Origin of the sequence: Winogradskyella helgolandensis (genome assembly GCF_013404085.1) — a bacterium.
GTDB classification, from domain to species: Bacteria; Bacteroidota; Bacteroidia; order Flavobacteriales; family Flavobacteriaceae; genus Winogradskyella; species Winogradskyella helgolandensis.
Genome location: NZ_JABFHO010000001.1, coordinates 1,825,274 through 1,839,068, shown reverse-complemented (window position 1 = coordinate 1,839,068; position 13,795 = coordinate 1,825,274). Strand labels below are relative to the sequence as shown.

Here is a 13,795-nt window from a genome sequence, read left to right as displayed (position 1 = left end):
TGATTTTATACAAACGTTACATTTCTTTCTGTAAATATATTATTGGAATAACCTTTGTAATCTAAAAATATGACGAGTGGTTATTTGATAATGTTAAGCGGAAACACCTTCAATTCGAAGTTACATAACTTTCAAGTTATCCAGAATGTCTTCATTAAAATAATCGGTCCTTGGCAAACAACCACTTTATTGATTAACTTTGACCATCAAAAAAAACCAATGTTTAGCAGATGAAAATTTCTAACATCATAAAGTGCGTTTTCTCATTATTTCTTGTCATGACATTACTGTCTTGCATTGGTAAAAAATCTATAATTGCTGAAGAAAAGCAAATAGAAACACAACCAAAACTTCTGTTCTTAAATTATAAAATTGAAAAATTAGAGGAAAAAAAAACCATCTCACTAATTAATCAAATTAAAACAGATGGTAAATTAAAAGAGACGGTCCTAAGTAGAAACAACACAACTATCGCTGATTTAGAATGTATTATTTTAGATGAAGATCTTATTGTATTAGATACATATTCTATAAAAAATCCCTTAAAGAAAACGGTAGAATTCATAAACGATTCCGGAGAATTCGAAAAAAAAATATTAGATTTAGACAACGTTCAATTTTCGTTAAAATTGCAATTACGACCTAAGTCAAAATATGTTGTTATTAATGAAATTACAGACAGCGAAATCATAAAACACATCACCACAAAAATTGAATAAGCATGAAGAAAATTCTACTATTATTATGTTTTGCTCTTAATTTTCAACTTGTTTTTTCACAGACTTTTGATGTCTTAACTATCAAAAATTCTGGTGATGATGAGAAGCGTATTAATCTCGTCATTTTAAGTGAAGGGTATCAAGCTAGTGAAATGGATCAATTTGAAACAGATGCTACTAACTTTATGAATGATATGTTTACGCAAGAGCCATTTTCAAATTACGAAAACTACTTTAATGTATATATTATAAATGTTCCATCAAATGAAAGTGGCGCAACGCACCCAGGAACAGCACCAGATGAACCAACTCCAATAGTGCCTACGATAACTGTTGATAATTATTTTGGAACAGCTTATGACAGTTATAATGTACATAGGTTGTTATACACGGAAAACACAGCTTTAATCTCTACGGTTTTAGCTAATAATTTTCCTCTATATGACCAAGCTCTTATATTAGTTAACTCACCGTACTACGGAGGTAGTGGTGGTATGTTTCCAATCACCTCTACAGGAGAAGATGCTAACGAAATCGCCATTCATGAATTGGGTCATTCTTTTGTGGATTTAAAAGACGAATACTATCCAGGAGATATTTTGGCTGCTGAAGCTATAAATATGACGCAAGAAACAGATCCTACACTAGTAAGATGGAAAAATTGGGTTGGAACAAACAATGTTGGCATTTTCCCATACGCAACTTCGGGAACAGCTTCAACTTGGAACAGACCTCATCAAACCTGTAAAATGCGTTATCTTGGATATGATTTTTGTTCGGTTTGTAAAGAAGGAATTATTGAACGCATTCACGATTTAATTTCACCAATCGATTCTTATTCTCCAACTGAAGTCACTATTACCGAACCTAGTTTCCCCTTGGATTTTCAATTGAATACTATACAAACGCTTCCTGTGAACACCTTAGAAAGCACTTGGACACTGAATAGTACTGCTATTGCCACCAATGAAGATACGGTTACAATTGAGGAAAGTGATTTAACTACAGGTACAAATACTTTAACGGTTGTAGTTAGCGATGCTACGACCTTAATTGATGTTGATAACCACGATACAATTCATGTTTCAACCGTGACTTGGACAATAGATAATACTCTAGGCATACAAGATGTTATCGAAAATAATTTCAGCTTAACGATGTTTCCCAATCCAGCTAATACGAATTTAAATATTGCTTTAGAGAATGTGTTAAATGATGTCATATCGGTAGACATTGTAAGTCTTGATGGAAAACGAGTAAAATCAGCAACGCTTAATAACAACCAAAATATAACACTAGATATTAGCAAATTAAGTAATGGATTATATATTACTAACTTCTATGCTAATGGTGTTTTAATTGCGAGTAAAAAACTGATCAAGAATTAGAATGAAAAGATAACTATTCAGATTTTGGAGGATACGTTGAAAATATCTTTTCTACGACTTTATGAAACCTTTCTTCGCGTTTTTCTGGAGTATCATTTGGATTATAATTGCTTTCGCTAATTGCTTGCCAAAACATCCCTGTTTTACTATCGTCAACGAACTCAATTACTAATTCTCTTGTGTTTTTATTACCACCAATGGGTAAGCCTACAGAAATTCCACCACCAACATTACCTCCACCTCCACCAAGGCCTACTCCAACATTGCTATTGTTTCTACTTTGGATCTCTTGACTTTGGATATCGATATAAAAATCAGGATTATCGGACCGTATCAATCCCATCGTTTCAAGCTTTGCATCCATGGATCTCATTAAGCGTTTAGTGTCTAATTCAGACAAGCCTGTTTCCATTTCATCAAAATAATTATAGCTTTGGTACGCGTTAAAATCAGTTGATTTTTCGTAATCGTAGTGGACTTTGGTTCCGCAAGACGTTAGGATTAACGCAATAAGTAAGAATTTTAAATTTTTCATCTTTTTATTTTAAAGGTATTAAAAATTTAAAACTGTGACTCCTATTTTAACTATTCCTCTTTAACTTCATCCTGAGGCTCTACTGCTTTTGTTAAAGACGAAGAAATAATCCCTGTCGGAATAGCAACCACTCCCAAACCAATTAACAACATAAAAAATGTAAAGATTCGACCACCAACTGTAATTGGATAGACATCACCATAACCAACCGTTGTTAAGGTAACTATAGACCACCAAAGACTAGAAAATATAGACGAAAAATGTTCGGGTTGTGCTTCGTTTTCAAAATAGTAAATACCGACTGCTGTAAAGTAAATGAGCATCAAAGTAATCATCATAAAAAGAATAATCTGCTCTTTTGCTAGCTTCATCGCATTGGCAAAATGACGCATCGCTTTATTGTAACGGACTAATTTGAAGAGTCTAAATAATCGAAACATACGTAATAAACGTAAGGTCCTTAAGTCGATTCCGAATGAGAGATAAAACGGCAGAATGGCTAAAAAATCTACAATTCCGAAAAAACTAAAAATGAATTTAGGTTTACTATCTGCGACGTAAATACGTGCTAAATATTCAAAGGTAAAAACGACAACGCAAAATGCTTCAATGGCTTTTAAAACAACTTTGGTTTGCGGTTTTAAATCTGGTAATGTTTCTATTGAAAACGTAATAACCGAAAAAATAATTAAGAACTGAATAAAATAAGCAAACCATCTACTCTGCTTTGATTCGTTTATTTCAACTAGGTTTTTAAGATACGTTTTCATTATAATGCTAAAACATTAAGCATTCAGCAACTTCCAAAGTTTATCTTTTAATTCTGTTAACCCTTGGTGGGCAACAGAAGAAATAAACATAAAATCAGCTTTCAAATCTTTCTTTAAAATAACAGATATTTCTGATTTTAATTCGTCATCTAGCATGTCTGATTTTGAAACAACAACTAAGCGTTCCTTATCTAACATTTCTGGATTGTAACGTCTTAATTCATCTTCAAGGATTTCGTATTGCTCAACAATATCTTTAGCATCAGCAGGAATTAAAAACAATAGAATTGAATTTCGTTCAATATGCCTTAAAAAGTAATAACCTAAACCTTTTCCTTCAGCTGCTCCTTCTATAATACCAGGAATATCCGCCATTACAAACGACTGAAAATCGCGATATTCCACAATACCTAAATTCGGTTTTAAAGTGGTAAACTCATAATCTGCAATTTTAGGTTTTGCAGAAGTTAACACAGACAATAACGTTGATTTACCAGCATTAGGGAATCCAACCAATCCCACATCAGCTAATACTTTAAGTTCTAAAGTAATATCGAGTTCTTCAAGTGGAATTCCAGGTTGTGCATAACGCGGAGTTTGATTTACTGAATTTTTAAAATGCCAATTTCCACGACCGCCCATACCTCCTTTTACGACTATAATCTCCTCACCGTCCTCAGTGATTTCAAACATAATAGTATCGGTTTCAGAATCACGAACCACAGTTCCTAAAGGCACGTCAACGTAAATATCCTCACCATCGGCACCTGTACTTCTACCAGAACTACCATGAGACCCATGACCTGCTTTAAAGTGTCTTTTAAACTTTAAGTGAATAAGTGTCCAAAGATTAGAGTTCCCACGCAAAATAACATGACCTCCACGACCACCATCTCCTCCATCTGGCCCACCTTTCATTATATATTTTTCGCGATGTAAATGCGCAGAACCTTTTCCTCCGTTACCAGAAGATACGTGCATTTTTACGTAGTCAACAAAATTTCCTTCAGTCATTTAATTGTTTAAAAGTTTAATTGTTTATGCGTTTAATTGATAATTCTTCAGAGCATTAATCTGATTGGAAACTTTCAAAATTTTAGCCCTTAAGATTAAATATTTCTCTTCATTAATAAAACCTAATCTTTGGCATAAAATTATTTGACAAAGCAATTCCATTGTTCAGCTAAATGCTATTGTTGAAAAACGTGCTTTATCTTTATTCGTAATACGTGATGTTCCCTCTGCCAAGTTTGAAGAAATTGAAACCGAACATCTTTTCATTTGACTTACAAGTCCAAACTTCTCATCTTCAGGAAATGTTCCTACTGTATTGTAAATCAATTCTACTAAATCTATAGAATCTTGCCAAACGTTTAATTTTTCAAATGAATGTTGATACATAAATATTTGATTTCAATTAAACAATTCAACAGTTAAACCCTAATACAATTTTACAGTTTATCAATCACAGTACTTAAACGCACTGTAATTTCTTCAACGCTACCAACACCATCAACACCAAAATATTTATTTTGATCTGAATAGTAATCTTTTAGAATCGCTGTTTTTGTATAGTATTGCTTAATTCGGTTTCTAATAATACTTTCGTCAGCATCATCAGTTCTACCACTAGTTTCACCTCTTTTTAGTAAACGTTGTACCAATACCTCATCGTCAACTTCTAAAGCAACCATCGCATCGATTTGCGAATCCTTACCTTCCATTAAGTCATCTAATGCTTTTGCTTGTGCATTAGTTCTTGGAAAACCATCAAAAATAAAACCGTTAGCTCCGGCATTTTTTTCAACCTCTTTATTCAACATATCAATAGTAACCTGATCTGGCACTAATTCTCCTTTGTCCATAAACGACTTTGCTAACATTCCTAAAGCCGTTTCATTTTTGATATTAAATCTAAAAACGTCACCTGTAGAGATGTGTATTAAATCATATTTTTCCTTTAGAAAATTAGCTTGTGTTCCTTTACCTGCACCAGGAGGGCCAAATAGCACTATGTTTGTCATGTGTTGTGTGGTTTTTAATTGATATACATCTGGTAAATCTCTTCCTAATCCGTCGTAATCTAAACCGTAGCCTACAATGAACTTATTAGGAATTTCCATACCTACGTAATGAAGTTTAAAGTCTTTATTATAAGCTTCAGGTTTGTAAAACAGGGTGGCAATAATCAATTGTTTTACATTCTCGTTTTCAAAAATGCGATGCACTTCTTCTAACGTGTTTCCTGAATCTATAATATCTTCTAAAATAACAACGGTTCTACCTGTTAAGTCTTGGGTTAAACCAATTAAACGTTGAATATCTTCAGTAGATTTAACCCCTTCATAAGAGGCTAATTTTATAAAAGTAACTTCACATGGTTTTGGATACTTTTTTACAAAGTCGCTCACTAACATAAACGAGCCATTTAAAATCCCAATAAAAACAGGTACTTCGTCACCTAAATCCGTAGCAATACCATCTACCATCTTTTGGACAGCAGTGTCTATTTCTTTTTCAGAGATAAAAGGTTTGAAGTATAAATCGTGAAGCTTTATCACTTTCTTATTATTTTAGAATTGCAAAGATACGTATTTGATTGCTTTTTGAGGGATTTTTGATTTACGAATTTAGAAGTATCTCTCATTTTTAGCGTATTTTTGCTATTGAAAAGCAGATATTTAATCCTAAAAAGTTTCCCATGCACTTGGGAACAAAGTAAAAATTGATGAACTATTTTTCTTCCAATTTCAAACTCGGTATTCTTGGTGGTGGCCAACTTGGCAAAATGATGTTGTACGATACGCGCAAATTTGACATTTACACTTGCGTCTTGGATCCTAGCGCTGATGCACCATCACGATTGGCTTGCGACGAATTTACAATAGGCGATTTATTAGATTATGAAACGGTTGTTGATTTCGGAAAAAACGTTGATGTATTAACTTTTGAAATCGAAAATGTTAATGTCGATGCTTTAGAGACACTCGAAAAACAAGGTGTAAAAGTTTTCCCATCGTCTAAAACATTGCGAACGATTCAAAATAAAGCGACTCAAAAATTATTTTATCGGGATCATGATATTCCGACGGCAGATTTTTCGAGATTTGCTTATACGTCTGAAATAGATGAAGCTATAGATCATGGAGGTTTAAATTATCCTTTTGTATGGAAAAGTGCACGATTTGGCTATGATGGCACAGGTGTAAAGGTGGTTAGAAATATTTCTGATTTAACGGATTTACCAAATGTGGAATGTATTACGGAACAATTAATTCCGTTTAAAAATGAATTGGCAGTTATTGTTGCTAGAAATGAACACGGAGATATAAAAACTTATCCTGTCGTGGAAATGGAATTTCATCCTGAAGCCAATCAAGTGGAATATGTGATTTGTCCGGCGAGAATCCCTGATGACATTGCAAAAAAAGCAGAATTAGTTGCTTTAAAAGTGGCATCCGAATTTAAACATGTTGGCTTGTTAGCCGTTGAAATGTTTCAGACTGAAAAAGATGATATCATCGTAAACGAAGTGGCACCAAGACCACACAATTCTGGTCACTATAGCATTGAAGCAAGTTACACGTCTCAATTTGAACAGCAGATTAGATGTATCTTAGGTTTGCCTCTTGGTAATACTGAAAGTAAAGTTGCTGGAGTGATGGTCAACCTCGTAGGTGCAGAAAACCATACCGGAAATGTGGTATATAAAAACATTGAAAACATACTTGCAATGGATGGTGTAACACCTCACATTTACGGTAAAAAACAAACCAGACCATTCCGGAAAATGGGACATGTCACTATAGTGAATAAGGATATCGCTGTAGCAAGAGAAATTGCAGAACAAGTAAAACTAACGATTGAAGTAATTAGTGAATAAAAATGAGTAAAGTAGCCATCATAATGGGAAGCAAAAGCGACATGCCAGTAATGCAAGACGCTATAGATATATTAAACGAATTTGATATTGAAATTGAAGTAGATATCGTTTCGGCACATAGAACTCCGGAAAAACTATTCGATTTTAGTAAAAATGCGCACAAAAGAGGTATTAAAGTAATTATTGCGGGCGCAGGAGGTGCAGCTCATTTACCAGGAATGGTAGCCTCAATGTCTCCGCTTCCAATTATTGGAGTGCCTGTAAAAAGCAGTAATTCTATAGATGGTTGGGATTCTGTATTATCTATTTTACAAATGCCAGGAGGTGTTCCTGTTGCCACAGTTGCACTTAATGGTGCAAAGAATGCAGGTATATTAGCAGCTCAAATTTTAGCAAGCGCAGATGAAAGCATTTTAAACAAAATTATAGATTATAAAGAGGGGTTGAAAGCGAAAGTTATAGATTCTGCCAAAGACCTATAAAAAAGCCTCAACTTTCGTTAAGGCTTTCTAGCTATTAATCAATTCTACTTTTACATTATTAATATGAAAAAACAGTAATGCAAAGGTACAAAACACTATATCAAAGATTATCATAATTAAAAGTTAAAATTAAGATAATCAAATACTTAAACCAAAGTCAAAACTAATGAGTATTCTTAATAACACCTTCAATACCAAATATAATACAGCTCCTTTTTCAAGTATAAAAACAGAAGATTTTTTACCTGCTTTTAAATTAGGAATTGAAAATGCAAAAGCAGAAATCGATGCTATAACTAAAAATAATGAATCACCAACTTTTGAAAATACGATTGAAGCCTTAGATTATTCGGGTGAAGAATTAGATCGTATATCTAGTATTTTCTTCAATTTGAATTCGGCGGAAACGAATGATGACATTCAAAAAATTGCGCAAGAAGTTTCACCTTTACTTTCGGAATTCAGTAATGATATCACATTGAATGAAGAGTTATTTAAACGTGTAAAATCGGTTTATGATTCAAAAGCTGATTTAGAATTAACTACAGAACAAGAAACGCTTCTCGATAAAAAATATAAAGGTTTTTCTAGAAATGGTGCGAATCTGGCTGAAGACAAAAAAGATAAACTCAGAGCTATTGACAAAGAATTAAGTCAGCTAAAATTAAAATTCGGCGAACATATTTTAGCAGAAACGAATGCCTATGAAATGCATCTTACTGAAGAATCTGATCTTTCAGGTTTACCAGAAGGTGCTAAAGAAGCCGCTAAGCAATTGGCCGAAAGTAAAGACAAAGACGGCTGGTTAATCACTCTAGATTATCCAAGTTACATTCCGTTTATGACCTATGCAGATAATAGAGCATTACGGGAAGAACTCTCTAAAGCGTTTGGTAGAAAAGGGTTTCAGAATAATGAATTAGACAATCAAGACATTGTGCTAAAAATTGCACAACTGCGTTTTGAGCGTGCCCAACTTTTAGGCTATCAAACACATGCACATTTTGTTTTAGAAGAACGCATGGCAGAAACGCCAGAAAAAGTAACGTCTTTCTTAAATGAACTATTAGAAAAAGCAAAACCAGCCGCTAAGGACGAATTTAAAGAACTGGAAGATTTCGCAAAAGATTTAGATGGTATTGACCAACTCCAGAAATGGGATTCTGGTTATTATTCTGAAAAATTGAAACAAAAATTATTCGATTTAGATGATGAGCAATTAAAGCCTTATTTCAAATTAGAAAATGTCATCAACGGTGCTTTCACGGTTGCTAATAAATTATTCGGTTTACAATTTGAAGAAATTAATACTATTGACAAATATCACGAAGACGTATTAACTTATAAAGTAACAGATAACGATGGTGAATTAGTATCTATCTTCTATGCCGATTTTTTCCCAAGAACAGGTAAACGAAATGGTGCTTGGATGACGTCTTACAAACCACAAATGATTAAGAACGGTGTGAATGAAAGACCTCATGTATCTATTGTGTGCAATTTTACAAAGCCAACAAAAAGCAAACCGTCATTATTAACGTTTAATGAAGTGACAACATTGTTTCATGAGTTTGGTCACGCGCTTCACGGCATGTTAGCCAACACTACGTATCCGAGTTTATCAGGCACTAGTGTATACTGGGATTTTGTTGAATTACCTAGTCAGGTGTTAGAAAATTGGTGTTATGAAAAAGAAGCACTAGAACTATTCGCTACACATTATGAAACAGCAGCTGTTATTCCAATGGCCTTGATTGATAAAATTAAAGCCTCGTCAACATTTCATGAAGGCATGCAAACCTTACGTCAGTTAAGTTTTGGATTATTAGATATGTCTTGGCATGGTGTTGATCCTTCAGAAATTAAAGATGTAAAAGCTCATGAAGTTGACGCATTTGGCGACACAAGTTTATATCCAGATGTTGCAGAAAACTGTATGAGCACATCATTTTCACATATATTTCAAGGTGGCTATTCTTCGGGTTATTACAGTTACAAATGGGCCGAAGTTTTAGATGCGGATGCTTTTGAATACTTTAAAGAAGAAGGTATTTTCAACAAAGCCGTTGCTGATAAATTTAAAACTTTTGTTCTTTCACAAGGAGGAACAGAAAACCCAATGACTTTATATAAAAAGTTTAGAGGACAAGAACCAAAACCTGAAGCGTTGTTAAGACGTGCCGGTTTGTTGAAATAAAACTAGAGTTTTATACGTTCATTGTTTATGGGTTTACTTAAACTTTTTGGACATATAGTATTCATTGCAGTTTTAACAGCAATTACTCAAGTTGGAGGCATCATTTGGTTGCTTGCTGTTATTATTTCACATCAAATAAGAAAGGGAAAACGTATGGTTTTCCCTTTGCTTTATCTACTATTCAACCTCGTTATAATTCCACCAATTGCATCTCATTTTGGCAGAGAAAAACTACCATGGTTTGATACGGAATTACAACCTCGAAATTGGTTTTATCCATTAGCATTTAGAAATTATGTGAATCCAGAATTAAAACTAGAATTAGACGATTCTGCACATGTTTTATATAAATCCGGAATTACAGTCACGTATTTAGATGCCAATTTCCCGTTCTTTAATGGCTTTCCCTTATTACCACACTTAAGTCATAATGACGGAAAAAAGATAGATTTATCATTTATGTATCTAGATGAGGATGGTCAACCTACCAACAAAAAACCATCCACTTCTGGTTATGGTGCTTATGCTAATTCTGATAAAAACTACAGTTCTAAATCTTGTTTAGACAAAGGCTATTGGCAATATGATTTTACTAAGTATCTCACTTTCGGGACTCGGAACGACTTGAAGCTCGATAAAAAAAATACAGCCCACATAATTAATCAACTACTTTCAATTCCAACAGCTCAAAAGTTATTTATTGAACCTCATCTTAAACAATCCTTAGGTTTCAGTTATCAATCAAAAGTTCGATTTACAGGTTGCCAAGCGGTTAGACATGACGATCATATTCATTTTCAAATCAAATAAACTTTCAATAGTTATTGAAAGTTTAAAAATTACTATATATTTGCTATATGGAATATCAAGAAGCAAAAGAAAAGTTTATTAGTACTTGGGGCAGTTTAGGTTCACTTTGGGGAATCAATAAAGCTATGGCTCAGATACAAGCATTGCTTTTTATTTCAACTCAACCCTTATCGATGGAAGATATTATGGAGGATCTTAAAATTTCGCGTGGTAATACGAGTATGAATTTAAGACAATTGATGGATTGGGGCATTGTAACCAAAGTTTTAATATCTGGAGAACGAAAAGAATTTTTCACCACAGAAAAAGACGTTCAAGAATTAGCACGAATTATCGCCAAAGAACGTAGTAGACGAGAAATCAGACCTGTGATTAAAGTTTTAGATGACGTTTCTTCTATTAAAGATGATGGCACCGAAAAAACAAAAGAACTTATAAAACAAACGAAAGCGTTGCAAAGTCTTACGCAAGATTTAGATACCCTAATGAGTAAAATGGTAAATCAAAAACAAAATTGGTTAACAAAGTCGGTTATGAAGCTGATGAAATAGCCGTAACTAAAATTCTCAATGAAAATCAAGATTATTAAACGGATGTTCTATATGACCATTGAAAAGTATTAAACAAAACACAGACCACAGGTCTATATTTTTTTAAATCAAACTTTCAATTTTTTCTGAAAGTTTAAAAATAAAAGAAACATGAAATATTTATACAATATCAATAAATTGTTAATCATAATTACCGCACTACTCTACTTGACTTTTTGGGGAGGCATCATGGCACAGATCGTTTTAGGAGCTGTACAAATCATCATGAGTATTTCAATACTCGTTCATTTCTCGGAACAGTCAACACTCGTAAAACACTTATTCATCGCTTATATAATTACAACGATTTCAATTATTTTACTCTTTAGGATAATAACACATAATGGAAATGGAGGGTTCGAACTTATATTTCTATGGTTATTTATTACAATGGCACTTGCTTTATTCCATTTATATATCACTTATAAAATCAAATTATCATGAAAACACAAATACCAAATTGGCTGATTATCCTTGGAGGATGTGGCCAAATATTTACAGCATTAATTTACCCATATATAAGGCATAAAGTTTTTGATTGGTATAACGATGTTAAACAATTAAAACCACTAAATCAGGAAATAGCTAAAACGTATGGTAGATATATTCAAGGATTAAATTTCTCATTCGGCTTAATTGCAATCACTATTCCAAATGATTTAAAGAATGGTACAAACCTAGCAATAGCTTTAACCGGACTTATTGCCGCATATTGGGTTGGAAAAGTAGCGACTCAAATTGCCTATTATCCAATGTATCAAATTCCACAACAACTAATATTCAAAATAGGAAGTTACTTTATGAATATTCTTTTCACACTATTTGCAGTGGTTTACACTTGGTTACTCTTAATAAATCTCAGTTCAATCCTATAATTTATAATATGAAATCACAAACACTACCATTCGACACCTATTCTGAAAACAACAGAATAGAAATGATAGATTTCTATAACGAAGCGTCAGAAGACTATGAATTTTGGAGTCAAGATTTTAATATGCACTTTGGTTATTTTGTACCATTCAAAACCAATCCATTTAAGCGAGATAGTATGCTTAACCAAATGAATGCTCAGGTTATAAAGCGACTTCAAATTAAAGACACTAAACATAGACTCATAGATTTAGGTTGTGGCATGGGAGGCACTATGCGCTACGCTTTAAAACAACATAAAAATATAATCACTTATGGAGTAACGTTATCAGATTTTCAGGTCAAACAAGGTAATGACTTACTAAAAGGTCAAAATGGTATCATTCTAAAAGAAAACTATAATAACACCTCATTTCAATCCAATTCATTCGATTCAGCTGTTGCCATAGAAAGCTTTTGTCATTCTGGCCACAGTTCAAATTCTTTAAAAGAAGCACATCGTATTTTAAAACCAGGTGGAAAATTAGTGATTGCAGATGCCTTCCTAAAAAAAGACCAATCAGATTTATGTAAAGGAGCAGATTACTCTTATAAGCGTTTATGCAACCACTGGAGTCTAGAAAAATTAGAAACTCATTCTTTTATAAAACAAAAATTGCAAGACTTAGGTTTCAACAACATTAAAATTGAAGACATCTCTTACCGCGTAGCCCCTTCTGTATTACATGTTCCATTTGCAATTACAGGTTTTATACTAAAAAAAATACTGAGCTTTAAATCCATTAAAAGAGAAAGTCTTCATAATTTAAAAGGATCATTTTTTGCTTTAATGACTGGTTTGCATCTCAAGAGTTTTGGGTATTATATTATAAGCGCAACAAAAATGAATGGCTAACATAAATCCAACGTTAATTAGGTTTAATCTTTATAAGCAAATTAAATCTCAACTTTTTAACTTATTTTTGATTCCGTAATGACATCAAAAAATGCCTAAGCATCAAATCAACCCAAATAATTGGGTAAAACTATATTCAGATTACCTCTTCAATTATACGATTACTCGTGTAAACGATAGAGAGATCTCGCAAGATTTAATATCTGAAACGTTTTTAGCAGGTCTTAAATCCATGAAGAATTTTAAGGGTGAAGCAAGCGAACGGACTTGGCTAATTTCAATTTTAAAGCGTAAAATCATAGATCATTATCGTAAAATAAACTCTAACAAAGGTAAAGCTGAAGTTAGAATGAACTATATCAACGATACAGAATCAGAAGGTGATTGGCTTGAGGAACGCGTTGCAGATTCTAATGTTAAAACGGCTGAAGAAGATCTTGTCAATTCAGAATTAGGCGATGCCATCTACGATTGCTTAGCAAAACTACCAGAAAAACAAGCTGAAGTTTTTAAGATGAAAACCATATTAGGTTACGATACCGAAACAATTTGTAAAGAATTAGAGATTACTGCGTCTAACTTATGGGTAATTATCCACAGAGCACGAACTGGATTAGCAGAATGCATGGAAGATAATTGGTATAATTAAAAGT

Annotated in this window: 16 protein-coding genes; 11 read left to right on the top strand and 5 right to left on the bottom strand. The window is 33.2% G+C overall.

Annotation, left to right across the window (positions count from 1 at the left end; translation table 11 throughout):
- Positions 1–278: 278 nt before the first annotated feature.
- Positions 279–719 carry a hypothetical protein gene (locus tag HM992_RS07430; RefSeq protein ID WP_179319232.1) on the top strand — a complete coding sequence of 147 codons (441 nt, stop codon included), beginning with the start codon at positions 279–281 and terminating at the stop codon, positions 717–719.
- 2 nt (positions 720–721) lie between these two features.
- Positions 722–2,107: a T9SS type A sorting domain-containing protein gene (locus HM992_RS07425; protein WP_179319231.1), complete on the top strand. Its 1,386-nt coding sequence runs from the start codon at positions 722–724 to the stop codon at positions 2,105–2,107.
- Between the two features lie 13 nt (positions 2,108–2,120).
- On the opposite strand, the gene HM992_RS07420 is transcribed toward HM992_RS07425, so the two are convergent.
- The 5 genes from HM992_RS07420 to HM992_RS07400 form a co-directional block, all read right to left on the bottom strand.
- Positions 2,121–2,642, bottom strand: coding sequence for a DUF4136 domain-containing protein (locus HM992_RS07420; RefSeq protein ID WP_178984385.1), 522 nt, complete (start codon positions 2,640–2,642; stop codon positions 2,121–2,123).
- Between the two features lie 50 nt (positions 2,643–2,692).
- On the bottom strand, positions 2,693–3,412 hold the full coding sequence (locus tag HM992_RS07415; protein ID WP_178984384.1) for an ion transporter: 720 nt from the start codon (positions 3,410–3,412) through the stop codon (positions 2,693–2,695).
- Positions 3,413–3,427: 15 nt separating this feature from the next.
- Positions 3,428–4,426, bottom strand: coding sequence for a GTPase ObgE (obgE, locus tag HM992_RS07410; protein WP_178984383.1), 999 nt, complete (start codon positions 4,424–4,426; stop codon positions 3,428–3,430).
- Between the two features lie 165 nt (positions 4,427–4,591).
- A complete protein-coding gene (locus HM992_RS19835) occupies positions 4,592–4,813 on the bottom strand; it encodes a four helix bundle protein (RefSeq protein WP_229720465.1) in 222 nt (73 codons plus the stop codon).
- A gap of 50 nt (positions 4,814–4,863) precedes the next feature.
- Entirely contained in the window at positions 4,864–5,973 is a 1,110-nt protein-coding gene (locus HM992_RS07400; RefSeq protein ID WP_178984381.1) for an adenylate kinase, read from the bottom strand.
- A gap of 167 nt (positions 5,974–6,140) precedes the next feature.
- Between HM992_RS07400 and HM992_RS07395 the strand changes: the two genes are divergently transcribed.
- From HM992_RS07395 to HM992_RS07355, 9 genes are all read left to right on the top strand, one after another.
- Positions 6,141–7,295 carry a 5-(carboxyamino)imidazole ribonucleotide synthase gene (locus HM992_RS07395; RefSeq protein WP_179319230.1) on the top strand — a complete coding sequence of 385 codons (1,155 nt, stop codon included), beginning with the start codon at positions 6,141–6,143 and terminating at the stop codon, positions 7,293–7,295.
- Positions 7,296–7,297: 2 nt separating this feature from the next.
- The gene (purE, locus tag HM992_RS07390; RefSeq protein ID WP_178984379.1) at positions 7,298–7,777 is read left to right on the top strand and encodes a 5-(carboxyamino)imidazole ribonucleotide mutase; all 480 of its coding nucleotides are present in this window, start codon (positions 7,298–7,300) and stop codon (positions 7,775–7,777) included.
- 166 nt (positions 7,778–7,943) lie between these two features.
- Positions 7,944–9,974 carry a M3 family metallopeptidase gene (locus tag HM992_RS07385; protein WP_179319229.1) on the top strand — a complete coding sequence of 677 codons (2,031 nt, stop codon included), beginning with the start codon at positions 7,944–7,946 and terminating at the stop codon, positions 9,972–9,974.
- Positions 9,975–10,001: 27 nt separating this feature from the next.
- On the top strand, positions 10,002–10,784 hold the full coding sequence (locus HM992_RS07380) for a hypothetical protein (RefSeq protein ID WP_179319228.1): 783 nt from the start codon (positions 10,002–10,004) through the stop codon (positions 10,782–10,784).
- Between the two features lie 47 nt (positions 10,785–10,831).
- Positions 10,832–11,335 carry a GbsR/MarR family transcriptional regulator gene (locus HM992_RS07375; RefSeq protein WP_179319227.1) on the top strand — a complete coding sequence of 168 codons (504 nt, stop codon included), beginning with the start codon at positions 10,832–10,834 and terminating at the stop codon, positions 11,333–11,335.
- Between the two features lie 150 nt (positions 11,336–11,485).
- Positions 11,486–11,818 carry a hypothetical protein gene (locus HM992_RS07370; RefSeq protein WP_179319226.1) on the top strand — a complete coding sequence of 111 codons (333 nt, stop codon included), beginning with the start codon at positions 11,486–11,488 and terminating at the stop codon, positions 11,816–11,818.
- Positions 11,815–12,249, top strand: a complete 435-nt coding sequence (locus HM992_RS07365) for a hypothetical protein (RefSeq protein WP_179319225.1) — start codon at positions 11,815–11,817, stop codon at positions 12,247–12,249. Before HM992_RS07370 ends, HM992_RS07365 begins: the two co-directional genes overlap by 4 nt.
- A gap of 8 nt (positions 12,250–12,257) precedes the next feature.
- A complete protein-coding gene (locus HM992_RS07360) occupies positions 12,258–13,142 on the top strand; it encodes a methyltransferase domain-containing protein (protein WP_179319224.1) in 885 nt (294 codons plus the stop codon).
- A gap of 91 nt (positions 13,143–13,233) precedes the next feature.
- Positions 13,234–13,791: a sigma-70 family RNA polymerase sigma factor gene (locus tag HM992_RS07355; protein WP_178984373.1), complete on the top strand. Its 558-nt coding sequence runs from the start codon at positions 13,234–13,236 to the stop codon at positions 13,789–13,791.
- Positions 13,792–13,795 lie beyond the last annotated feature (4 nt).

Bases quoted from the DNA above. Each gene is read 5' to 3' on its own strand.
- HM992_RS07355 (WP_178984373.1), top strand. From the start codon at position 13,234: ATGCCTAAGCATCAAATCAACCCAAATAATTGGGTAAAACTATATTCA.
- HM992_RS07385 (WP_179319229.1), top strand. From the start codon at position 7,944: ATGAGTATTCTTAATAACACCTTCAATACCAAATATAATACAGCTCCT.
- HM992_RS07375 (WP_179319227.1), top strand. From the start codon at position 10,832: ATGGAATATCAAGAAGCAAAAGAAAAGTTTATTAGTACTTGGGGCAGT.
- HM992_RS07395 (WP_179319230.1), top strand. From the start codon at position 6,141: ATGAACTATTTTTCTTCCAATTTCAAACTCGGTATTCTTGGTGGTGGC.
- obgE (WP_178984383.1), bottom strand. From the start codon at position 4,426: ATGACTGAAGGAAATTTTGTTGACTACGTAAAAATGCACGTATCTTCT.
- HM992_RS07365 (WP_179319225.1), top strand. From the start codon at position 11,815: ATGAAAACACAAATACCAAATTGGCTGATTATCCTTGGAGGATGTGGC.
- HM992_RS07370 (WP_179319226.1), top strand. From the start codon at position 11,486: ATGAAATATTTATACAATATCAATAAATTGTTAATCATAATTACCGCA.
- HM992_RS07420 (WP_178984385.1), bottom strand. From the start codon at position 2,642: ATGAAAAATTTAAAATTCTTACTTATTGCGTTAATCCTAACGTCTTGC.
- purE (WP_178984379.1), top strand. From the start codon at position 7,298: ATGAGTAAAGTAGCCATCATAATGGGAAGCAAAAGCGACATGCCAGTA.
- HM992_RS07430 (WP_179319232.1), top strand. From the start codon at position 279: ATGACATTACTGTCTTGCATTGGTAAAAAATCTATAATTGCTGAAGAA.
- HM992_RS07360 (WP_179319224.1), top strand. From the start codon at position 12,258: ATGAAATCACAAACACTACCATTCGACACCTATTCTGAAAACAACAGA.
- HM992_RS07425 (WP_179319231.1), top strand. From the start codon at position 722: ATGAAGAAAATTCTACTATTATTATGTTTTGCTCTTAATTTTCAACTT.
- HM992_RS07380 (WP_179319228.1), top strand. From the start codon at position 10,002: ATGGGTTTACTTAAACTTTTTGGACATATAGTATTCATTGCAGTTTTA.
- HM992_RS19835 (WP_229720465.1), bottom strand. From the start codon at position 4,813: ATGTATCAACATTCATTTGAAAAATTAAACGTTTGGCAAGATTCTATA.
- HM992_RS07415 (WP_178984384.1), bottom strand. From the start codon at position 3,412: ATGAAAACGTATCTTAAAAACCTAGTTGAAATAAACGAATCAAAGCAG.